Source organism: Denitromonas iodatirespirans, assembly GCF_018524365.1.
Lineage (GTDB): Bacteria > Pseudomonadota > Gammaproteobacteria > Burkholderiales > Rhodocyclaceae > Nitrogeniibacter > Nitrogeniibacter iodatirespirans.
Map to the genome: position 1 here is coordinate 49,631 of NZ_JAEKFT010000022.1, position 22,396 is coordinate 72,026.

The 22,396-nt window shown below is 67.7% G+C and carries 17 protein-coding genes; 5 read left to right on the plus strand and 12 right to left on the minus strand.

Annotated elements, in window-relative coordinates:
* Nucleotides 1–90: 90 nt before the first annotated feature.
* The 3 genes from I8J34_RS17295 to I8J34_RS17305 all read right to left on the minus strand — a co-directional run bounded on the left by I8J34_RS17295 (nt 91) and on the right by I8J34_RS17305 (nt 4,368).
* Nucleotides 91–1,941 carry a feruloyl-CoA synthase gene (locus I8J34_RS17295; protein ID WP_230411889.1) on the minus strand — a complete coding sequence of 617 codons (1,851 nt, stop codon included), beginning with the start codon at nt 1,939–1,941 and terminating at the stop codon, nt 91–93.
* Between the two features lie 26 nt (nt 1,942–1,967).
* Entirely contained in the window at nt 1,968–3,416 is a 1,449-nt protein-coding gene (locus I8J34_RS17300) for an aldehyde dehydrogenase (RefSeq protein ID WP_214362888.1), read from the minus strand.
* 115 nt (nt 3,417–3,531) lie between these two features.
* Nucleotides 3,532–4,368 (minus strand): p-hydroxycinnamoyl CoA hydratase/lyase, encoded by an 837-nt coding sequence (locus I8J34_RS17305; RefSeq protein WP_214362889.1) that lies wholly within the window; start codon nt 4,366–4,368, stop codon nt 3,532–3,534.
* A gap of 77 nt (nt 4,369–4,445) precedes the next feature.
* On the opposite strand from I8J34_RS17305, the gene I8J34_RS17310 reads away from it, so the two are divergent.
* Nucleotides 4,446–4,904: a MarR family winged helix-turn-helix transcriptional regulator gene (locus I8J34_RS17310; protein WP_214362890.1), complete on the plus strand. Its 459-nt coding sequence runs from the start codon at nt 4,446–4,448 to the stop codon at nt 4,902–4,904.
* A 55-nt stretch (nt 4,905–4,959) separates the two neighbouring features.
* Here the strand turns inward: I8J34_RS17310 and I8J34_RS17315 are convergent, their stop codons facing one another.
* From I8J34_RS17315 to I8J34_RS17355, 9 genes are all read right to left on the minus strand, one after another.
* Nucleotides 4,960–5,973 (minus strand): zinc-dependent alcohol dehydrogenase family protein, encoded by a 1,014-nt coding sequence (locus I8J34_RS17315; protein WP_214362891.1) that lies wholly within the window; start codon nt 5,971–5,973, stop codon nt 4,960–4,962.
* Nucleotides 5,974–6,052: 79 nt separating this feature from the next.
* On the minus strand, nt 6,053–7,159 hold the full coding sequence (locus I8J34_RS17320; protein WP_214362892.1) for an NAD(P)-dependent alcohol dehydrogenase: 1,107 nt from the start codon (nt 7,157–7,159) through the stop codon (nt 6,053–6,055).
* Nucleotides 7,156–8,121 carry an alpha/beta hydrolase gene (locus I8J34_RS17325; protein WP_214362893.1) on the minus strand — a complete coding sequence of 322 codons (966 nt, stop codon included), beginning with the start codon at nt 8,119–8,121 and terminating at the stop codon, nt 7,156–7,158. The genes I8J34_RS17320 and I8J34_RS17325 overlap by 4 nt, the downstream gene beginning before the upstream one ends.
* Nucleotides 8,122–8,197: 76 nt before the next feature.
* The gene (locus tag I8J34_RS17330; protein WP_214362894.1) at nt 8,198–8,497 is read right to left on the minus strand and encodes a hypothetical protein; all 300 of its coding nucleotides are present in this window, start codon (nt 8,495–8,497) and stop codon (nt 8,198–8,200) included.
* A 169-nt stretch (nt 8,498–8,666) separates the two neighbouring features.
* Nucleotides 8,667–11,225, minus strand: a complete 2,559-nt coding sequence (locus tag I8J34_RS17335) for an efflux RND transporter permease subunit (RefSeq protein ID WP_214362895.1) — start codon at nt 11,223–11,225, stop codon at nt 8,667–8,669.
* Between the two features lie 32 nt (nt 11,226–11,257).
* Nucleotides 11,258–12,346, minus strand: a complete 1,089-nt coding sequence (locus I8J34_RS17340) for a WD40/YVTN/BNR-like repeat-containing protein (protein WP_214362896.1) — start codon at nt 12,344–12,346, stop codon at nt 11,258–11,260.
* 104 nt (nt 12,347–12,450) lie between these two features.
* The gene (locus I8J34_RS17345; RefSeq protein WP_214362897.1) at nt 12,451–13,794 is read right to left on the minus strand and encodes a DUF1329 domain-containing protein; all 1,344 of its coding nucleotides are present in this window, start codon (nt 13,792–13,794) and stop codon (nt 12,451–12,453) included.
* A 20-nt stretch (nt 13,795–13,814) separates the two neighbouring features.
* Complete coding sequence (locus I8J34_RS17350) at nt 13,815–15,449, minus strand: DUF1302 domain-containing protein (RefSeq protein ID WP_214362898.1); 1,635 nt, start codon at nt 15,447–15,449, stop codon at nt 13,815–13,817.
* A 76-nt stretch (nt 15,450–15,525) separates the two neighbouring features.
* A complete protein-coding gene (locus I8J34_RS17355; protein WP_230411890.1) occupies nt 15,526–17,001 on the minus strand; it encodes a benzaldehyde dehydrogenase in 1,476 nt (491 codons plus the stop codon).
* Between the two features lie 484 nt (nt 17,002–17,485).
* Here I8J34_RS17355 and I8J34_RS17360 point away from each other — a divergent pair, with 484 nt between their 5' ends.
* From I8J34_RS17360 to I8J34_RS17375, 4 genes are all read left to right on the plus strand, one after another.
* Nucleotides 17,486–19,288, plus strand: coding sequence for a sigma-54-dependent Fis family transcriptional regulator (locus tag I8J34_RS17360; protein WP_214362899.1), 1,803 nt, complete (start codon nt 17,486–17,488; stop codon nt 19,286–19,288).
* A 219-nt stretch (nt 19,289–19,507) separates the two neighbouring features.
* A complete protein-coding gene (locus I8J34_RS17365; protein WP_214362900.1) occupies nt 19,508–20,284 on the plus strand; it encodes a GntR family transcriptional regulator in 777 nt (258 codons plus the stop codon).
* A 63-nt stretch (nt 20,285–20,347) separates the two neighbouring features.
* Complete coding sequence (locus I8J34_RS17370; protein WP_214362901.1) at nt 20,348–21,403, plus strand: Rieske 2Fe-2S domain-containing protein; 1,056 nt, start codon at nt 20,348–20,350, stop codon at nt 21,401–21,403.
* Complete coding sequence (locus tag I8J34_RS17375) at nt 21,400–22,365, plus strand: PDR/VanB family oxidoreductase (protein WP_214362902.1); 966 nt, start codon at nt 21,400–21,402, stop codon at nt 22,363–22,365. Before I8J34_RS17370 ends, I8J34_RS17375 begins: the two co-directional genes overlap by 4 nt.
* The last annotated feature ends 31 nt before the right edge of the window (nt 22,366–22,396 follow it).

A 22,396-nucleotide genomic window follows, 5' to 3' on the forward strand; every position in this document is an offset into this window, starting at 1 on the left:
ATCGTGTGTCGGGTTTCCCTGGCGGAGGCCACCGGCAGTCTTGACCCGGTGGGTGGCTCCACGTTGCGCCCTTGCCGGGCGCGATTGTGGTCAGTCGGGCCGAATCATCCGGGGCGCGCTCCCGCTATGCAGGGCGTCCACGGTGGCGGCGCGGTGGGTCAGCACTGCGCGCTGATTGATCGAGCCTTTGTCGGTGATCTCGTGGCGGTCGACCGACGGCGGGGTGTCGAGCACCAGCAGGCGCTCGACGCGGCTGGCCGAGCCGGTGGCGCTGCGGTTGATGCGCACCAGCAGATCGGCGAAGAAGGCATGCACCGCAGGGCTGGCCAGTACCTGGTCGACAGGGGCGTCGTCCGGCAGGTCGGCCAGGCGGGCGCAGTGCTCCATGCGCGGAAAGATCAGCGCACCGATGTCGTCGCGGTTGATGCCGGTGATCACCGCATCCTGCACGCAGGGCGCGCCTTCGCTGATGAGGCGTGCGCGCAACGGGCCGACGCTGACGAAGGTGCCCGAGCTGAGCTTGAAGTCTTCGGCGATGCGGCCGTCGAACATCAGCCCCTGGGCCAGGTCCTCGGGGTCGGCGAAGGCCACGGCGTCGCCGGTGCAGTAGAAGCCCTCGTCGTCGAAGACTTCTTGGGTCAACTCGGGTTGGCGCCAATAACCGGGCATGACGTGCGGGCCGCGAAAGCGCGCTTCGAACTTGCCGTCGACCGGCACCAGTTTCATCTCGCAACCCGGGGCGGGCACGCCGACATAGCCGGCACCCACCAGCGTGCCGGTGGAGAAGGTGCTTGAGGGTGCGGTCTCGGTCATGCCCAGGCCGCTCATCACGCGGATGCGCTCGCCGCAGTGGGCTTCCGAGATGCGGTCGAGCTTGTCCCAGGCGGCCTGCGAGAGGCCGGCGCCGGCGAAGAAGAAGAGCTGCATCTTCGAGTAGAAGACCTCGCGCAGCGCGGCGTCGGCCTCGAGCGCGTCGCCCAGCATCTCCCAGCCCTTGGGCACGTCGAAGTAGACCGTGGGCGCGATTTCCCGCAGGTTGCGCAGGGTCTCGGCGAAGCCCTTCTCGGTCGGCTTGCCGTCGTTGATATAGAGCGTGCCGCCGTTATAGAGGGCGATGCCGACGTTATGGCTGCCGCCGAAGGTGTGGTTCCAGGGCAGCCAGTCGAGCAGCACCGGCGGCGTCTCGCCGAAGCAGGGGAAGGTCTGCCGCAGCATCTGCTGGTTGGCGCACAGCATGCGCTGGGTGGTGGTGACCGCCTTGGGCAGCTTGGTCGAGCCCGAGGTGAACAGGAGCTTGGCCACGCTGTCCGGGCCGACCGCGGCGTTGACGGCGTCCACGTTGTCGGGCGTCACCGCCAAGAGGGCGTCGAAGGCCGTGGCCGGGCGGCCGTCCAGGCGGCCGTCCTGGGTGACGATCTCGACGTCGGGCGGCACGGTGGCGCCGATGGCGGCCGCGAAGGCAGTGCCGTCGCTGGCGTAGACCATGGCCGGGGTGAGCAGGCCGACCATGTGGCGCAGCTTGTTGAAGTCCTTCGACATCAGCGCGCTGGCCGGCGACACCGGGCAGTGCGGAATGCCGGCGTACATGGCGCCGAGCGCCAGTTGCAGGTGCTCCAGATCGTTGCCCGACAGGATCATCAGCGGTCGCTCGGCGCTCAGGCCGCGGTACACCAGCGCCTGGCCGATGGCCCGCACCCGGGCGAGCATCTGCGCGTAGCTGATGCGGATCCACTCGCCGTCGGGGGCGCGCTTGGCGACCAGGGTGCGGTCCGGATGGCGCTCGGCACCCTCGACGAGCCGGTCGGTCAGGCGCTGCGGATAGGCGAGCAGTGCGGTTTGCGGTGTCAGCCGCCAGCCGCCGTCGGCGGTCTGGGTCAGCGCGACACTCGGGTTGCCGATCGATACATTGCGGTAGCGGACACCCTCGGCGTCCAGTCTCATGAACCTCATCGTCACGCGCCTCCGCCTCAGATCGGGTAGTGGCGCGGGCCGTGCTGCACGGTGATCCAGCGCAGTTCGGTGAAGGCGTCGATGCCGGCCTTGCCGCCGAAGCGGCCATAGCCGCTGTCCTTGACGCCGCCGAAAGGCATCTGCGCCTCGTCGTGCACGGTGGGGCCGTTGATGTGGCAGATGCCCGATTCGATCTGGCGGGCCACGGCCAGGGCGCGGCCCACGTCGCGGCTGAACACCGCCGCCGACAGGCCGTATTCGCTGGCGTTGGCGGCGGCGATGGCGTCTTCGTCGCTGGCCACGCGCAGGATCGTGACCACCGGGCCGAAGGATTCTTCATGGGCCAGGCGCATGTCGGCGGTGATGCCGTCGACGATCGCCGGCTGCATGATCGCGCCGGCGACATCGGCACTGCCGGCGGCCAGATGCGCGCCCTTGGCCAGCGCGTCGTCGACCATGGCGCGCACGCGTTCGGCCGCCTTGGGGTCGACCATCGCTGCCAGGGCGGCGCCTTCCACGCCCGGCCGGTCGGCCTTGAGCGCGGCGGTGCGCTTGGCGAAGCGGGCGAGGAAGTCCTCGGCCACCGCCTCGTGCACGATGACGCGGTCGGCCGACATGCAGATCTGGCCCTGGTTGAAGAAGGCGCTGAACACGGCGGCATCGACCGCCGCGTCCAGGTCGGCGTCGTCGAGCACCACCAGCGGGTTGCGCCCGCCCAGTTCGAGCACGGCGGGCTTGAGATGGCGCGCGGCCAGCTCGCCGATGATGCGGCCCACATGGGTGGAGCCGGTGAAGTTCACCCGCCGCACCGCCGGATGGGCGATCAGCGCCTCGACCACCTGTGCGGCGTCCTCGGGGGCGTTGGTGATCACGTTGATGACGCCTTCGGGCAGGCCGGCGTCTGCCAGCACTTCGCCGATCAGCGCATGGACTGCCGGGCAGGCTTCGGAGGCCTTGAGCACCACCGTGTTGCCGCAAGCCAGTGGGGTGGCGACGGCGCGGGTGCCGAGGATTACCGGGGCATTCCAGGGCGCGATGCCGAGCACCACGCCGGCCGGCTGGCGGATCGCCATGGCCAGGCTGCCGGGCACGTCGGAGGGGATCACCTCGCCGGCGATCTGGGTGGTGAGCGAGGCCGCTTCGCGCAGCATGCCGGCGGCCAGCATCACGTTGAAGCCGTACCACATCGGCGCGCCACCGGCTTCGGCGACGCCACGCTCGATGAACTCGGCGGTGCGCGCCTCCATCGCATCGGCGGCCTTGAGCAGCAGCGCGCGGCGGGCGTTGGGGGCGGTGGCCGACCAGGCCGGGAAGGCCGCCTTGGCGGCGTCCACCGCAGCGCGGGCATCGTCCACGGAGGCCGCGGCGGCGCGGGTGGCGACTTCGCCGCTGACCGGGTTGATACGGGTGAAGGTTTTGGCCGCCGATTGCTGACGGCCGCCGATGAGAAGCGGTACCTCGAACATGGTCCTTGTCTCCTGTGGGTCCGCGTGCCGCTCTGGGGCGGCATCGGGAGGGGGCTGAGGTTGGGGCAGGGGGGACGCCGGGCGGGGGATTGCCGCCCGGCGCATCGGTGCGTGTTTATACGTCGCGCTTGTAGGCTTGCAGCCCCGGCTTGATGCTCTTCTCGTCGAGGAACTGCGTCAGCCCCTTGGCGCGGCCTTTTTCGGTATCGCGATGGTTGGACTGGTCGACCTTGGCGTAGAGGTAGTCCTCGCCCTGTTCCCAGGTCAGTTCGCGGCAGCGCTTGAAGCCATGCTTGGCGATGCGCATCACGGTGGGGTTCTTCTCCAGCAGCTTGCCGGCCAGCACCTTGACCTCGTCGCGCAGTTGGGCGCGCGGCACGCTCTTGTTGACCAGACCCATGGCGGCGGCTTCGGGGCCGGTCCAGGTGTCGCCGGTCATCACGTAGTGCAGAGCCTGGCGATGGCCCATGGTGTCTGCTACGGCCTTGCTCACCAGGTTGCCCGGCGGGATGCCCCAGTTGATCTCCGACAGGCCGAACACCGCCTCGTCGGCGCAGATGGCCAGATCGCAGGCGACCAGCGGCGAGAAGGCGCCGCCGAAGCACCAGCCGTTGACCATGGCGATGGTCGGCTTGTTGTAGAAGCGCAGTTGCTTCCACTGCCACTGCGAGCAGTCGCGGCGCATGCGCTCCTGGTAGAGGTCGGACTTGCCGTCGGTCTCGCGGAAGTATTCCTTCAGGTCCATGCCGGCCGACCACGACTCGCCGGCGCCGGTGAGCACCAGCACGCCGATGTCGTCATCCAGTTCCAGGGTGTCGAGCACATCGCTCATCTCGCGGTTGAGCATGGGGCTCATGGCGTTGCGCTTCTCGGGGCGGTTGAGGATCACCCACGCGATGCCGTCTTCGATCTCGACCTTCACGGTCTGCCAGCGGCCTTCATAATTTGCCATACTCTCGTCTCCAGTTGTCAGGGTAGTATCAAGTAACTTGAGATTAGACTAGCTCAAGAAAGGCACACAATCAATCCATGAACGAAAAAAAATCTGCCGCGACCTCGTCGACCGCGCCGCTCGGTGTGGCGTATCTGCTCGGGCGGGCGCATCACGTATTGGCGCGGCGCTTGCGCGACGCGCTGGCGACAGTGGGGCTGACCGTTGCGCAATACACCGCGCTGTCCTTTCTCGTGCGCGAAAGCCTGTCGAATGCGCAACTGGCCGAGCGCGCCATGATCTCGCCGCAGGCGGCCAACGAAATGGTCAAGGCGATGACCGTGCGCGGATGGATTACCCGCGAGCCCGATCCGGCGCACGGGCGCATCATCCGCATCGGTCTGACGGACGAGGGCAAGGCGATGCTCGAACAGGGCGACCGCTGTGTCATCCAGATCGAGGCCTTGATGCTGGCCGGCCACTCCGAGGAGGAGGCCCTGGCGCTGCGCGAGGAGCTCAAGCGAGTCAAGCGGGGCTTGAGCCAGCCGGATCTGTGAACGTGCGCGGGGGCGGCCGGCAAGCGGCACGCCCCCGGTTGGCGAATGTGTCGGGTTAGTCGTCGCTCACCCGGACCACGATCTTGCCGACCTGCCGGTTCGATTCGAGATGACGGTGGGCGGCCACGATGTCGTCGAAGTCGAACACCCGGTCGATCACCGGCTTGAGCCGGCCGTCGGCCAGCGCCGCCTGGAGGCATGCCTGCGCCCGGGCCAGCCGAGCGGCATCGTTGATCAACTCGAAGACCAGGTAGCCGCGCATCGACAGGCCGCGACCGACCGCGTCGTAAAAGGGAAAAGGCGTCTGTTCGGCCTGGCCGCTGAGATTGCCGTAGATCACCAGGGTGCCGCCCTGGCCCAAGGTGCGGGCGAGGATGGCGACGCCGGGCCCGGCGACCGGGTCGAAGGCCAGCCGCGCGCCGCGCCCGCCGCTCAGTTCGCGGATCCGCTCGGCAAACTGCGGGGCTTCCGGGTCGAGCACGGCCTGGGCGCCATGGGCGCACAGGGCGGCGGCCTTGTGCGGGCTGCGGCTCAGGGCTACCGGCACGGCGCCGAGGTAGCGCGCCAGCTGGATGGTGGCCAGCCCGACGCTGCTGGAGGCGGCGCCGACAAGCACCACGTCGCCCGCGCCGAGCTGGCCGATGTCGACCAGCGCGCCGTAGGCGGTCAGATAGGCCATCCATAACGCTGCGGCGTCGAGCGGGCGGAAGCCCTCGGGCTGCGCGATCAGATGGGCGGCCGGCACCAGCGCGTGTTCGGCATAGACGCCGTAGCGACTCATCGAAAAGCCGGGCAGGGTACACACCGCGTCGCCCGGGCGCACCGTGGTCACGCCCGGGCCGACGGCGTCGACGATGCCGGCGGCTTCGTAGCCGATGCGGGCCGGCAGTTGCGGCGCTTCCAGATACTGACCGGCCCGGAAGGCGGCCTCGGCGCGGTTGAGGCCGAGGGCCTGGACGCGCAGGCGCACCTCGCCGTCGGCCGGGGCCGGCATCGGCTGCTCGACGATGCGCAGGACATCGGGCCCGCCGGTGGATGAGAAGCGGACGACACGTGTCGTGAGTGCCATGGGAGTCTCCAAGCGTGGGCGGTGCGGGCGGCGCGGGTCGATGGCCGTGGTGGCCCTCGACCCGCGCCGTCACCCTGAGTCAGACCTCGGGCATCAGCACGATCGGCTTGATGCAGTGGCCGTTTTCCGAATCGGCGATGGCGGTGTTGATCTCGGCGAAGGGGTAGAACTTGACCATGCGGTCGAAGGGGAAGCGCCCTTCGGCATGCAGCGCAATCAGCTTCGGGATCAGCTGGTCGGGGATGGCGCCGCCTTCGACGATGCCGACCAGGCGCCGCCCGCCGCTGAGGAAGTGCACCTCGTCGAGCGTGACCTCGGAGCCCGGCGCCGAGGCACCGATCATGCCGCAGGTGCCGCGCGGCGCGAGGCTGTCGACCGCATGGCGGATCACCGCGGCGATGCCGGTGGTGTCGATCGCATGATCGACGCCGTAGCGGGTGTGCTTGAGGATTGCCTCGGTCGCCGGCGTGGTGGCTGGATTGATGGTGAGCGTGGCGCCGATGCTGCGGGCGAAGTCGAGCCGCGCCTCGTTGGTGTCGACCGCGATGATCTCGCGCGCGCCGGCGACCTTGGCCGCCATCAGGGCGGCCAGGCCCACCGAGCCGCAACCGAAGACCGCCACCGTCTGCCCCTCGGCGACCTTGTGCGTCTCGAACACGGCGCCGGCGCCGGTCTGGATGCCGCAGGCCAGCGGGCCGAGCAGTTCGAGGCGGGCCTCGCGGGGCACCTTCACGATGTTGCGCTCATGGCAGATGGCATGGGTGGCGAATGACGACTGGCCGAAGAAGTTGCTGTGGACCATGCCGTCGCCGCCGCGCAGCGCGGAGGTGCCGTCGGGCCGGTCGGCGAGGAAGTTGCGCGGGAAGAACTCGTGGCAGTAGCTCGGCGCATGCGCATCGCAGCTGGGGCAATGGCCGCAGGAGTTGTAGCTCATCACCACATGGTCGCCCGGGACGACCTTGGTGACCTTGCGGCCGACCGCTTCGACGATGCCGGCCCCTTCGTGGCCGAGCACGGCCGGCAGCGGGGTCGGCAGCATGCCGTCGCGCACCACGATGTCGGTATGACAGACGCCGGTGGCCACCACCCGCACCAGGATTTCGGTGTCGCGCGGGGCATCGATTTCAAGGGTTTCGAGCGTCATGGCCGCGTGCGGCGCCCGGGTGACGGCAGCGAGGATCTTCATGATGCGGGGGTCTCCTGTTGGGTGCCCTGGGCGAATGCCAGACGCCAGGCGGTGGCGACCTGCGAGACGGCCAGGCGCGCGGCGGTGATGGCGCCGCCCATGCTGATGAAGCCGTGGGCCAGGCCCGGATAGTCGATGAGGCTGACCTGGGTGCCGGCGTCGGCCAGTTTGTCGGCGTAGGCGATGCCTTCGTCGCGCAGCGGATCGAAGCCGGCGACCATCAGCAGGGCCGGCGGCAGCGCCGACAGGTCGGCCGCCAGCAGCGGCCCGGCGCGCCAGTCGTCCAGGTGCCTGGGGTTGTTCACGTAGGCGCTGGAAATGCGCTCGATCAGGCGGTTGGTGAGGGTGTAGCCCTCGCCGAAGCGGCGGGCCGATTCGAACTGGCCGGGGACCGTGGTCACGACTGGATAGATCAGGGTCTGCTGCCGCAGCGCGGGGCCGCCCTGGGCGCGCGCCAGCAGTGCCAGCACCGCCGCCAGGTTGGCGCCGGCACTGTCGCCGGCGACGATCAGGCGGGCCGGGTCGGCACCGAGGGACTCGGCATGAGCGGCCAGCCAGTTGAGCGCCGCCCAGCTGTCGTCTACCGCCGCGGGGAAGGGGTGCTCGGGCGCCAGCCGGTAGTCGCACTGGACCACCACGCAGTCGGCCTCCAGGCACAGCGTGCTGCACACGCCGTCGTAGTCCTGCGGCCGGCCGAGGCAGAAGCCGCCGCCATGGGAATAGAACACGGCGCCGCGCTTGCCGCCGGCCGTGCGCGGGCGGTAGAGGCGCAGTGTCAAGGCGCCGTCGGGCCCGTCGATCCGGCGTTCGGTGATGTCCACATCGGCCACCGGCAGATCGCCGGAGGCCAGGATGGCCGAGTAGATCTCGCGAGCGACCGGAAAGGGGACGTCCGCCATGTCGGGTACGCCACTGGCGCTGGCATGTTCGAGCAGATTCCGCAACTGAATGTCAATGGTCATCATGGTGTCCTTTGCTTGGAGATTCGTTCGGTTCGTCGTGTGAGGGTCGGAAAAATCGTGAGTGGTTCGCCATGCTTCAAGGTGGCGAGAAACGGGGTGCTTCGGTCGGGCAGGCGACGTGGGTGCGAGCGGGCCGATGCGCCACGACCGCCGCCAGCCAGGATCGCCACCCCAGCAACGCTGGCGCAATGAGCCACTGGGTCAAGACGATCAAGGCCTGCGCGGTCCCGTCTTTCGGGTAGGCAGGCTTTTGCAGTGCCCGGTAGCGCACCACCAAGCCCAGCGCGGCAGACACGCAGGACAGGCCGGGGCCGAGACGCCGGTTCGGAAAAGCGTCCGCGAGCGACCGGGGGAGCGGATTGATCGACTGTTTCATGATCCATGGGGGAGGCGGTTTGCCTGGTGGGTCAGGCATGCGGCCCTCTATCTCCTTGCCGTTTTTCGGTTCTTGTCGTTCCTGATCGTGGGTGGTGAAGGGGCCCGCTGTCGCGTCAAGCGACGGGGCGGGCCCCGCTGGTTTCAACGAATCAAGGGCCGCTGGCGGATCATGCCGATTCCGCCGAAAGCGGCGCGTTGGGCTGGCCACCGGCCGCGCCGGGGGCGTGGGCCGCCGCGTGGGGGGCGGCGTTCTGCGTGGCGCCTTCGGGCTGCATCGCCTTGTCCTTCAGCAGGAAGTACGCCAGTGCCGGCAGGAAGATCAGCGCGCCAAACATGTTCCAGACGAACATGAAGGCGAGCAGGATGCCCATGTCGGCCTGGAACTTGATGGGCGAGAAGGCCCAAGTCGCCACGGCGGCAGCCAGCGTGACGCCGGTGAGCAGCACCACCCGACCGGTGAAGGTCAGCGCGCGGTGATAGGACTCGCTCAGCGACAGCCCGTTGCGCTGCCCGGCCAGCATCACCGAGAGCACATAGAGGGCGTAGTCCACCCCGATGCCGACACCCAGTGCAATCACCGGCAGCGTGGCCACCTTGACGCCCATGCCGAGCGCCACCATCAAGGCCTCGCACAGCACCGAGGTGAGCATCAGCGGCAGCACCGCGGCGACCACCGCCCGCCAGGAGCGGAAGGTGACGAAGCACAGGATGATCACCGCGCCATACACCCAGTAGAGCATGTCGTGCATGGCCTTCTTGACCACGATGTTGGTGGCCGCCTCGATGCCGGAACTGCCGGCGGCGAGCATGAACTGCGCCTGTTCGGTGCTGTGGGTCTGGGCATAGGCCTGGGCCACTTCGACCACGCCGTTCAGCGTGTCGGCCTTGTGGTCCTTGAGATACACATAGAGCGACAGCAGCGAGCAGCCCTGGTTGAACAGCTCACGCGGCGCACGGGTCTGCACGGCGCCCAGGGCGGCGTTGTTGGGGATCAACTCCAGCCATTTGAAGTTGCCCTCGTTGTAACCGACCATGGCGAAGCGCGACAGGTTGGCCATCGAATTGACCGACTCGACCCCCGGCAGCTGTTCGAGCTGGCGGCCCAGGTCACGCACCGAGGAGAGCACTTCGTAACGGGTGCATTGGTCTTCGGGCGTTTTGATCATGACCACGAAGATGTCGGCGCTGGCGGCGTAGTTGCTCACCATGAAGGCCGAATCCTTGTTGTAGCGCGAGTCGGGGCGCAGTTCCGGCGCACCCGGATCCAGGTCGCCCACTTGCAGCTTGAGACTGACCGCGTAGCCGCCGATGGCCATCGCCAGACCGGTGAGCACGGCGATCGTCGCCCAGCGGCGCTGGGTGAAGAGGCCGAAGAAGGCGAACAGTTTCGAGGCCGATTCCACCCCTGCCGCCTCCGCACGCAGGCTGCGTGTCGCGGCCTTGGGCGACACGCCCGTGAAGGACAGCAGGATGGGCAGCAGGATGAGGTTGGTGAAGATCAGCACGGCCACGCCGATGCTGGCGATGGCGGCCAGGTCCTGAATCACCTGGATGTCGATGATGGTCAGCACCGCGAAGCCGACGGCGTCGGCCAGCAGGGCGGTGAGCCCGGCCAGGAACAGGCGGCGGAAGGTGTAGCGGGCGGCGACCACCTTGTGGGTGCCGCGGCCGATGTCCTGCATGATGCCGTTCATCTTCTGCGCGCCATGCGACACGCCGATGGCGAACACCAGGAAGGGCACCAGGATCGAGTAGGGGTCGAGCTGGTAGCCGAACAGGTGCAGCAGGCCGAACTGCCACAGCACGGCGACCAGCGAGCAGCCCATCACCAGCAAGGTGCTGCGCACGCAGCGGGTGTAGCCGTAGAGCACCGCGGTGACGATGCCGACCGCGAGCACGAAAAACCACAGCACCTGCTTGAGGCCGTCGATGAGATCGCCGACGATCTTGGAAAAACCGGTGATGTGGATCTTGACGGCCCCCACGCTTGCGGCGTCCGCCGCGGCGCTGCCCCCCGAGGGGGCGACTCCCGGCTTGAGGCGGCTCAGCGCCGGGAGCGGCGTGTTCTCGTATTTGGCGCGGATGTTCTCCAGCTGCGTGGAGAAGTCGGCGTAGTCGAGCGCTTCGCCGGTTTTCGGATCCTTGTCGAGCAGCGGTACGAAGATGATGCTGGACTTGAAGTTGCCCGCCACCAGTTGGCCGATCTCGCCCGAGCGCTGCACGTTGGCTTGCACTTGCGCCAGGCTGTCGGGCGAGCCGTCGTAGTCGTCGGGGATCACCGTGCCGCCGTCGAGGCCTTCTTCGGTGACGGCGATCCAGCGGGTGGCCGGCGTCCACAGCGATTTCATGTAGGGGCGATCGACGCCGGGCAGCAGATAGACCTCGTCGTTGATCTTGGCGAGGGTGTCGAGGTAGGTCTTGTCGAAGATCGTGCCGTCGCGTGCCTCGACGGCTATGCGCAGCGAGTTGCCCAGCCCCGCCAGGTCGGCCCGGTGTTCGAGGAAGTTGGCGATGAAGGGGTGACCGGTCGGGATCATCTTCTCGAAGCTGGCGTTCAGCTCGATGCGCATCGACTGCCAGCCGAGGAAGACGCTGGCGAGCAGGCACAGCAGCACGATGAGCCGCCGGTTGTTGAACAGCAGCCGTTCGGCCAGCGTGCCCGAGCGGGTGTCGAAGTCTTCCAGCCGGGCGATCACCGGGTGGGTGGCGAGAGTGTCGGAATGCAAGGCGGTGTCTCCTGGGGGATGTCTTCTTGTTGTTATGGGGTGACGGGGGCGAGTCGTTGCACGCCCGCCAGGCTGGCGGCGACCGGGGTGCCGTCACGGGCGATGGCCAGGCCGGCCAGCGGCAGCGGCGGTTCGGCGCGTCGGAGGTCGAAATGGCCCCGCGGGTCCGTGGCCACGAGCAGATCGCCGCGCTGGCTGAGCAGCATCAGGCCGCCGTCGGGCAGGGCGACCGCACCGGAGATCGAGGCATTCACGCCGGCGTCGACCTTCTGCCAGCTGTCGCCGCCGTCGGTCGAGCGAAAGGCGTTGCCGCGCAGGCCGTAGGCCACCACCACGTCGCCGCTGCGCTCGATGCCGAAGTAGCTTCCCTTGTAGGGGGAGTCGATGGGGGCGAAGCGGGCGCCGTCGGCATCGGCGCGCAGCAGCAGGCCCTGCTCGCCGGCGAGGAAGAGCCGGCCCTGGGCGGAGGTCATGCCGTACAGATGCAGGCCGCGCGGGTTGGCGACGCGATCGTTCCACGGCGTCCATGTCTTGCCGCCGTCGCGGGTGCGCAGGATCAGGTTGTAGGCGCCGAACACGAAGCCGTTGTCGGCGTCGCTGAAATGCAGGCCGAGAAAGGGCTTGTCGGGGCCGTCGGCGACCAGCAACTCGGCGTTTTTCAGTTGTCGGTCCGCGGCCTTGACGCGATCGGCGTCGGCCTCGGCCGGCAGGGCGGCGTGTGCCGCCTGTGCGTGTTTGAGCGTCAGTTCGGCGGCGCGGATGCCGTCGAGCAACGTTTTCCAGTGAGCGCCGGCGTCGGTGGTCTTGAGCACCACGCCCATGTGGCCGGTGGCGTAGCCGGTGCTGTCGTCGACGAACTGGACGGCGGTCAACGATACCGAGGCCGGGACATCCGCTTGGCGCCAGGTCTTGCCATCGTCGTCGGAGAGCAGCACCACGCCGGCCTCGCCGACGCTCACCAGCCGTGCCCCGGCGCGGGTGATCGCGAGCATGGCCATGTGCTGGGCGCGCGAGGTTTTCAGGGCGGGGCGTTCGAGCACCGCGGGTGCCGCAGGGGCCTCGGCGGCGGCGTTGATGCCGCTCGCCAGGGCGCATGCTGCGGCTATGAGAATTCGTTTCATGTCGATATCCGTCGTCGTCTTTCGCTGTCGGTCAGGGGTAGGGCGGGCCCCAGCGCGGCTCTAAGCCGGAGGAGGGAGCCGGCCGGCCGAAGCCCGCCCTACGTTCAGCGTGCCCCCTGGTTGGCGAGTTCCTCGGGGCTCCAGAGCGATTCCGTCCGCGGCTCATGGATACGGTAGTGCGGCAAGGCCTCGTTCATGGCGGCGTTGTAGTAGTAGGCGCCGGTCTGCAGGTCGTAGCCACCCCACATCACGCCGCTGACATGCGCGGGCAGCTCGGGGATCAGGTAGCCCAGCGCGTAGTTCATGCGCCACAGGTCGCCCTTGGCATCCCAGCCGTCGAACAGCGAGATCTGCCAGGTGTCCTCGTCGAGGTAGTACTTGCGCTTGGGCACGGTGTGACGCTTGCCGTCCTTGAGCGTGGCCTCCACCTCCCACACGCGGTGCAACTCCCAGCGCACATGGTCGGGGTTGAGGAACTTCGGCCCCATCAGCTCATCGATCTTGGCCAGTGCGGCGCCGTTGTTGTTGTAGGGGATGACCATCTCCTTCTTGCCCACCAGCTTGTACTCGTGGCGGTCGATGGGGCCGAACATCATAAAGGCCTCGTCGAACAGGCCGACCCCGGAGGTCACGAAATCGGGCGTGTCGTAGGAGACCGACGGTGCCTTGCGCACCCGGCGCTGGCCGACCAGGTATTGCCAGATGCTGCGCGGCACGTTCTTGTCGGCGGAGAAGTGCACCAGGATGGCTTCGCCGGTCTTGGAGGCCGGGCCGGAGACGATGAAGCGACCGATCTGGAAGTAGCCCTTGTAGGCATCCTTGATGTAGTAGGGGTTCTGGATCTGTTCTTCGCCCTCGCTGGCCAGCGCCCGACGGCCGTCGGCGGTGACGATGAAGGTGCGCAGCGCATATTCGATCGACTGACCCGACCAGCCCAGGCGGTGGTTCATCATCACCTCGACCCCGTCCTTCGGAATCGGGAAGGGCACGCCGCCGACGGCGCCGGAGACCGAGTTCTCATCCTCGAGCTTGGCGTTCGTGGCGTTCTTCTTGACGTTGTCGTACACCCACTGCGGTGCGCCGCCGGTGCGGTGGGTCGGATACACGTCGATGCGGAAATCCGGGTTCTTGGCGAACAGCGCCTTGACGCCGTCGCTCAGCTTGTCGGCGTGCTGGGCCAGGTTGGCGGCGGTGATCGAGAACTTCGGTTTCTCGCCGGCAAAGGGGTCGGGGCGCGGTGCGCCGTTCTTGTAGCCCGGTGCAACCTTGGTGTAGGCGCCGCTCCAGGCCGGGATGCTGCCGTCGGCATTGGCGGCCTTCTCGGCGCCCAGGGGCGTCAGGGTGGTGCCGAGCTTGGCGGCCTCGTCGGCCGATACCGCGGCCAGTGCCCCGTGGGCGCTGAATGCGATGGCCAGGGTGGCGGTGATCGTTCGCAATGCGATCTTCATGTGATATGTCTCCGTTGGAATCAGAAAGTGCGCTGGATGTTGAAGCTGATGAAGTCGCGGTCCTTGCGCGTCTGCTTGAACGAGAGCACCGGACCGGCCGAGTTCTGCGGGGTGACGAAGCTGAATTCGTCACCGATGAAGCGCACGTAGCTCACGCCGAATTTCCAGGTGTTCTGGTAGGTGCCGTTCAGCCCGAGGCTGAAATCTCCGCCGTAGGAGGCGCCGCCGTTGAAGTTGGCGATGGCGCCGGAGCGGCCGGCGAAGTTGTAGCCCAGGCCGATCGGCACCTCGATGTCGAGGCCCGGCAGCACCTGGAAGTAGGCCGGCGAGAAGATCATGCGGCCGCCCCAGGCATCGCGCGTGGTGTTGGGGTCGAGCGCGGCCTTGTTCTTGGTCACTGACAGCACGCGGTTCCAGGCCAGTTCGAACAGGAAGGAACCGCCTTCCCACAGCGCGTTGGGCTGCAGCACGTAGATGCCCGACAGGTTGGCGTGGGCGGTTTTACCGACCGGGTAGCGGATGTCCCGATCATTGTCGCCAGTGCCGCCCAAGGCATACAGCACGACCTGCGGATCGCCGTTGAGCGGGGCGTTGTGGCGGACCGAGGCCTCGGCGGCGAGGTTCAGCTGGCCGATCGAGGTGGTGGCGCTGGCACCGAAAGTGCGAATGCCCTGGCCGTACACCGTGCGAATGGTCTGGCCGACCGGGTCGAAGTAGAAGCTCGACGGTGTCTTGGCGTGATAGCGCGCGGCGTAGAGACCGTACTCGAAGTCGCTGCCCTCGGGGCTCCAGCGCAACTGCATGCCGCCTTGGCCGCTGTTCTTCGGATCGATGTCGTCGGCCTTGTTCCAGAGCGTCCCCGGACCGGCGATCAGCGACTGCGTGCCGTCACCGGCCCAGTCGATGTTCGACATGTAGCTGCCGACGCCCGGGAGCTTGGTTTCTTCCCAGCGGAACTGGTAGTAGGCGCCCAGCGACAGGCCCGGCGCGATCTGCAGCGTGCCGGACACCTGCGGCACCGGACGCAGCACTTCCTTGAACTGCGAGCTGGGCACGGTCAGCAGCCTGACCAGATCGATCGGGCCTTGCGCATCGGCGATACCGTTGGCGCCGAAAAACAGGGTTTCGCCATATACCAGCGAGTGCTGGCCCAGGCGCAGGTTGGTGCGCAGGCTGCCCAGGTCGAAGTTGCCGAAGACGAAGGCGTCGAGCAGTTCGGCATTGCGGCCATGCAGCTTGCGCGTCTCGTCGGGGAACTCGTCGTTGTCTTGGCGGGTGCCGTTGTTGGTGAAGGGCGAGTCGTTGTCGTTCGACTGGTTGTACACCGAGTCGTACCAGGCCGCGCCGGACAGGCGTGCGCCGATGTTCTTGTAGCGCACGTCGAATTCGGTCAGCCAGTCGATGCGGTTCGAGATCAGACCCTTGTCGAAGTTGCGGTCGCCGTCGTCATAGTTGGCGTCGTTCACCAGCAGATCCGAGCGGTCCTTGAGCCGGAAGCCCGCGCTGTACTTGAAGGTGTTGTCCCAGCGCAGCTTGAGATCGGGGTTGTTCGTGTCGAACTTCATCGCCTGGGCGGACGGGGCGAAACAAAGGGTCGCCACGCTGGCGGCGATGGCCGTGGCGAGGGTCGAGCGTCTCCACTGAGGATGAGTCATGGTGCCTCCTTGTTGCGGTTGTGTGCGGCTTGGGCGTGATGCCTGACCGTCGTCTTGTGGTGCATGGGGAAAAAAATCAGAAGGGCGTCGGCAAGGGCTCTCGCTTGACCGTGACCCACTGCCAGTGCGAGAACTCGTCCCGATCGGCCGGCCCGCCCACGCTGCCGCCGTTGCCCGAATCGCCGCAGCCGCCGAAGGGATTGACGCAGTCGTCGGCGACCGTCTGGTCGTTGATGTGCAGCAATCCGGTGTTCAGGCGATCGCCGATGGCCATGGCGCGGCCCACGTCGCGCGAAATGACCGCGGCGGACAGGCCGTACTCGGTGTCGTTGGCCAGTTCGACGGCCTCGTCGTCGGTGTCGAAGGCGATGACGCTGGCCACCGGGCCGAAGAATTCCTCGCGGAAGGCCCGCATCTGGCGTGTCACGCCCGACAGCACGGTCGGCGCATAGAAGGCGCCGTCGGCCGTGCCGCCGGCTTCCAGTGTGGCGCCGGCGGCGACGCTGTCGGCGACGATGCCGGCCACCCGTTGGCATTGCTGGGCGTTGATCAGCGGTCCGAGTGCCACGTTGCCGTTGGCCGGGTTGCCGACCGGCAGATGGCGGGCCTTCTCGGCCAGCTTTTCGGTCAATGCCTTGGCGATGGAGGCGTGCGCCAGGATCTTGCCCGAGGCCATGCAGATCTGCCCCTGGTGCAGCCAGGCGCCCCAGGCGGCATTGCTGGCGGCCAGGTCCAGGTCGGCGTTTTCGAGCACGATGAGCGCGTTCTTGCCCCCCAGTTCCAGGGCCACTTTCTTCAGGTGCTTGCCGGCCAGCTCGCCCACCCGGCGGCCGATGGCGGTGGAGCCGGTGAAGGCGATCATCTTCACATGGCGGTCGGTGCACAAGGCTTCGCCGGCATCGCCGGCGCCCGGCAGCACGTGCAGCACACCCGCCGGCAGCCCGGCACGCTGCAGGGCCAGGGCGGTGATGAAGCCGCCGGTGACGGGCGTGCGCGGATCGGGCTTGAGCACCACCGCGTTACCGGCCGCCAGGGCCGGGGCGACGGCACGGATCGACAGGATCAGCGGGAAGTTGAAGGGCGAGATGACGCCGACCACGCCGTGCGGTACGCGTCGCGCATAGGACAGTCGGCCGGGGCCCGAGGGCAGCACCAGGCCTTGGCTGTCGATGGCCATGGCCGCGGCGCGCTGGAGGATGAAGACCGCTTCGCGGACCTCATGCTCCGCCTTGGGCAGGATGCCGCCGGTCTCGCGAGCGATGTAGCGGGCCAGAGCGTCCTTGTCGGCCTCGATCGCCGCAGCCGCCGCGAGAAAGATGCGCGACTTCTCGCGCGGATCGGTCGCGGCCCAGGCGGCCTGGGCATCGGACGCACTGCGGCAGGCGATCGAGATGTCGGCGGCGTTGGCCATGCCGACCTCGGTCAGCACGTCACCGGTGGCCGGCTCGATGACCGATTGCCTGCCGCCGGTCGGAACGGTCCATTCCCCGGAAAAGGTCTTGCCCGCCCAGGGGTGTTCGGCAAGCAGGCTGGCTGTGTTCGTTTGCGGCACGGAGTGTCTCCTCAAATTCTGCGGTGCTGCCGTCACTGAACCGGCGACGGGCCGCGCTTGGTTTTGATGCCATTCTGGGTGCACCGGCTGGTGCTCCAATAGCGGTCAGGCTGGCTATCGCCTATAACAAATTGGCATTACTAAAAGATCAAATGTGAATAATTTGATATCTCGAATATCCTCGTCATGTCTCGCAGTAGCCGTTCGCGACGCCGTTCCGGAGCCGTGGTGCGGTCACCCATCGGATGCGGGCGATCAGCTCCGCGAACGACATCGCTAGCGCAAGCGCCGTGCCAGCCATGGTGATGAGTCAAACTGCTGCGCCGCACCATGTGCTGCCGTGCCAGCAAGGTTTGGCGCTATGACGACGGAAAGGGCGTGCCGATGTGCGACGCGGTAAACAAAAGTGTTTCTGATGGGTTGATAAAATTGTTAATATCAGGCGGCCTGATGTTCAATTTTGTGAATACCCCGGAGCGACCGCATGAGCAGACGACGTGTTTCCCTGGCGGAGGTCACCCGCGCGCGTGAAGGCCAGCTGAGCGCCGGTGACGGCAAGGCGGTGCGCGACGACGCCGGGCCGACCTTGCAGGACCTGACCGAGTGCCTGTTCTTCTCGCCAGGCGACGGGCGCATCTGGCTCGACGATCAGCGCATGGTGCTGGTCCACAACACCAGCCTGGGGGCCTTGCGCCGGGAGCTGATCGAGCGCCTGGGCCACGAGCGGGCGCGGGGCCTGCTGACGCGCGCCGGCTACGTGTCTGGCGTGCAGGACGCGCAACTGGTGCGCGAGCGCTGGGTCGATGCCGACCCGGCGGCCATCTTCGTGGCGGGCACGCGCCTGCATTCGCTCGAGGGGGTGGTCAAGGTCGAGGTGGTCAAGCTCGAGTTCGATCCGCCGCGCGGCACCTACAACGGGGAGTTCCTCTGGCATCACTCCAGCGAAGACGATCAGCACATCGCGGCCTATGGCGTCGGTACCGAACCTGCGTGCTGGATGCAGCTGGGCTACGCGATGGGCTATGTCACCACGCTGCTGGGCAAGCTCACCATCTTTCGCGAAGTCGAATGCCGCTCGATGGGGCACGAGGTTTGCCGGGTACTGGGGCGCACTGCTGACCAATGGGGCGATGTCAGCGAAGACCTGCGCTACCTCAACGCCGAGGGCTTTGCCGGGGTGGCGCACGACAGCGCGGCCCAGATCGAGGCGGCGGTGCTGCCGGTTGCCGGCTCCGAACTGCCGCCGCTGGCCGACCGCCGCCTGGTCGGCGTGTCGTCCGCCTTCAACGCGGCGGCGCAGATGCTGCGCCGGGTGGCACCGACGCGCGCCACGGTGCTGTTTGTGGGCGAGTCCGGCGTGGGCAAGGAGCTGTTTGCGCAGATGCTGCACACCATCAGCCCGCGCACCGAGTCGCCGTTCATCTCGATCAACTGCGCGGCGATCCCCGAGAACCTGGTCGAGTCGGAACTGTTCGGCGTGGAGCGGGGTGCCTTCACGGGGGCGGTCAGCTCGCGACCGGGACGCTTCGAGCGGGCCGACGGCGGCACGTTGTTTCTCGACGAGATCGGCTGCCTCAGCCTGACATCGCAAGGCAAGCTGCTGCGGGCCCTGCAGGAGAGTGTCGTCGAGCGGGTGGGGGGCACGCGCAGCACGCGGGTGAATGTGCGCGTGGTGGCGGCGACCAACGAAGACCTGCGCAAGGCGGTGGCCGAAGGGCGCTTTCGCGAGGACTTGTTCTATCGGCTCAACGTGTTTCCGGTCAAATTGCCGCCGCTGCGCGAGCGGCGCGAGGACATCCCGCTCCTGCTCAACCACTTCCTGCGTCACTACAACGAGATGCACGAGCGCCAGGTGCGCGGCTTCACCCCGCGGGTGGTGCGCACCCTGCTCAACTACCGCTTCCCGGGCAATGTGCGCGAGCTGCAGAACCTGGTCGAGCGGGGCGTGATCGTGGCCGAGGACGGCGGGGTCATCGATCTGCCGCACATCCTGCGCGACGAGGAGACCACCCGCGATCTGCTCTATTCCGTCGATCGGCAAGGCGCGCTGGCGGGCGAATCGCCGCTGGCCGACGGCGATGCCGAGGTGCTGCTCGAACGCTTTCGCCAGTTCGCCCCGACCGGTGGCGACGGCCCCTCGCTCGATGCCCTGGAAGCGCAGCTGGTACGCGCCGCGGTCGAACGTGCGGACGGCAATGTATCGGCGGCCGCCCGCTTGCTGGGGCTGACCCGCTCACGGCTGGCCTACCGGATCAAGAAGCTGGAGGAGGTGCAGGCGAAAGACTGAGCCTCTGAGCGCCCCCAAGGCCGGGCTTCGCCCCCCGAGGGGGTCAAGGAAACCTGGGACGGCCCGGCGTTTCCTTGAGAGGGGGTTCGCCGAGGTATACACAAATTGTGTATACAGCTATGGCAAAAATAGGCTTTGTTGTGCCTGGATTCATCTGTTTATATTGGAAGTGTATACACGAGGCCTGGGCTTCGTGGCATGACCACAGGACATCCAGCGATGACGAGCAAGGCACGGCAGGGTGAAGACGGCGGTTCCCAGACGGTTCGGGCGCTGCTGAGACTGCGCGAGATGATTCTCTCCGGGCAACTGCCGGCTGGCGAGCGCATCGCCGAGCCGGCGGTGGCCGAAGCCACCGGCATCTCCCGCACGCCGATCCGCGCCGCGCTCATCCGCTTGCAGGAAGAAGGCCTGATCGAGCCGATCCGGTCGGGCGGCTTCCGGGTGCGGGCCTTCTCGGCCGCCGAGATCCGCGACGCGATCGAAGTGCGCGGGGTGATGGAAGGGCTGGCCGCGCGGCTGGCGGCCGAGCGTGGCGTCGGCCGGGCGGCCCTGTCGGTTTTGCAGGGCTGCGTGCGCGAGATCGACGATTTGCTGGCCTCAGGCGAGCTCGACGAGGCGCGCTTTGCCGCCTATGTCGAGGCCAATGCCCGTTTCCACGATGCCCTGGCCGGCGCCAGCGGCAGCGAGGTGGTGCAGCGTCAGGTGGTGCGTGCCAACGCGCTGCCCTTCGCCTCGGCCAACGGATTCGTGCGGGTGCAGGCGGCATCGGCCGATGCGCGCCGGACGCTGACGATTGCCAATGCACAACATGCCGCGGTGATCGAGGCGATCGCCCAGCGCGAGGGCGGCCGGGCCGAAGCGCTGATGCGCGAGCATGCGCGCATCGCCCACCGGAACCTCGAACATGTGCTCGACAACCCGGCGGTGATCGGCCTGATCCCCGGCGGCTGCCTGATCCAGGGGCCGCGCGATGCCGCCCCGGTACGCAAGTGACCCGACCCGATAAAACGATTCGCGCCGGCCAAGGCGCACCAACACCAACGTGAGGACGACAACATGACATTCCAGAAAAATGCCTGGTACGTGGCGGCCATGGCCAGCGAAATCGACGACAAGCCGCTCGGGCGCCGCATCTGCGGGCTGCCGCTCGCTTTCTTCCGCGGCGAGGGCGGCCAGGTTGCCGCGGTCGAGGACTGGTGCCCCCATCGCGGTGCTCCCATGTCCCTGGGCAAGGTGGTCGACGGCAAGCTGGTGTGCGGCTATCACGGGCTGGCCATGGGCTGTAACGGCAAGGCGCACTCGATGCCGGGCCAGCGGGTGGGCGGCTTTCCGGCCAACCGCAGCTATCCGGTGGTCGAGCGTCATGGCTTCATCTGGCTGTGGCCGGGCGACCCGGACAAGGCCGATCCGGCGCTGATCCACCAGCCGGTGTGGTCGGGCAATGCCGACTGGGCCTACGGCGGCGGCCTCTATCACATCAAGTGCGACTACCGCCTGATGGTCGACAACCTGATGGACCTGACCCACGAGACCTATGTGCATTCGACCAGCATCGGCCAGGCCGAGATCGACGAATCGCCCTGCCGGACCCGCACCGAAGGCGACGAGGTGATCACCAGCCGGTTCATGGAAAACATCATCGCGCCGCCGTTCTGGCAGATGGCGCTGCGCGCCAACGGGCTGCCGGACGATCAACCGGTCGACCGCTGGCAGATCTGCCACTTCACGCCGCCCTCGCATGTGATGATCGAGGTCGGCGTGGCGCTGGCCGGCCATGGCGGCCATGAGGCACCGACGGACAAGAAGGCCTCCAGCCTGGTGGTCGATTTCATCACCCCCGAGACCGAGACCTCGATCTGGTATTTCTGGGGCATGGCGCGCGATTTCCGCCCCGGCGACGCGGCCCTCACCGATTCCATCCGCGAAGGGCAGGGCAAGATCTTCAGCGAAGACCTGGAAATGCTCGAACGCCAGCAGCAGAACCTGCTCGAATGGCCCGGCCGCAACCTGCTCAAACTCAACATCGACACGGGCGGCGTGCAGGCACGGCGGGTCATCGACCGCATGATCGCGGCCGACAGCGCGGGCGAAGCGGAGGTGACCAGCGCATGAGCGAGACGCTGCTGACAGTCCGCGTGGCGGCGCGGCAGGCCGAGACGGCCGAGGTGAGCACCTTCGAACTGGTCGCTGCCGACGGCGGTGCACTGCCGGCCTTTGCCGCCGGCGCGCATCTCGATGTGCATGTGCCCGGTGGGTTGGTGCGCCAGTATTCCCTGTGCAATGCGCCGTCGGAGACGCATCGCTACCTGATCGGCGTGCTGCGCGATCCGAACTCGCGGGGCGGCTCGGCGGCCATGCATGATGCCGTCCAGGCGGGCGACACGCTGCAGATCAGCGCGCCGCGCAACCACTTCGCGCTGGACGAGAACGCCGGGCATCACCTGCTGTTGGCCGGGGGCATCGGGGTGACGCCGATCCTGTGCATGGCCGAAGCGCTGGCGGCGGGGGCGGGATCTTTCGATCTGCACTACTGCGCGCGCAGCGCCGATCGCATGGCGTTTCGCACCCGCCTGGCCGGGGCGGCCTTTGCCGACCGGGTGCTGCTGCACCTGGACGACGGCGATGCGGCGCAAAAGCTCGATATCGCCGCGACCCTGGCGGAGGCATCGCCGCAGACCCATCTGTATGTGTGCGGGCCGGCCGGCTTCATCGAGGCGGTGCTCGACACCGCGCGCGCCCAAGGCTGGGCGGAGGCACGGCTGCATCGCGAGTTCTTCGCCGCGCCGGTGCATGACGACGAGGGCGACAGCGGGGCCTTTGAAATGGCGCTGGCGCAAACCGGCATCACCGTGCAAGTGGCCGCCGGCCAGAGCGCCGTCGCCGCGCTGCATGCGGCCGGCGTCGATGTGCCGGTGTCGTGCGAACAGGGTGTCTGCGGCACCTGCCTGACACGGGTGCTGGAAGGCACGCCGGACCACCGTGACGCCTATCTCACCGAAGACGAGCGGGCCGCCAACGACCAGTTCCTGCCCTGCTGCTCGCGTGCGCGCGGCCGCTTGGTCATCGACCTGTAAGCGTCGAAGGGCGCCCGTCTCCCCCGACGGG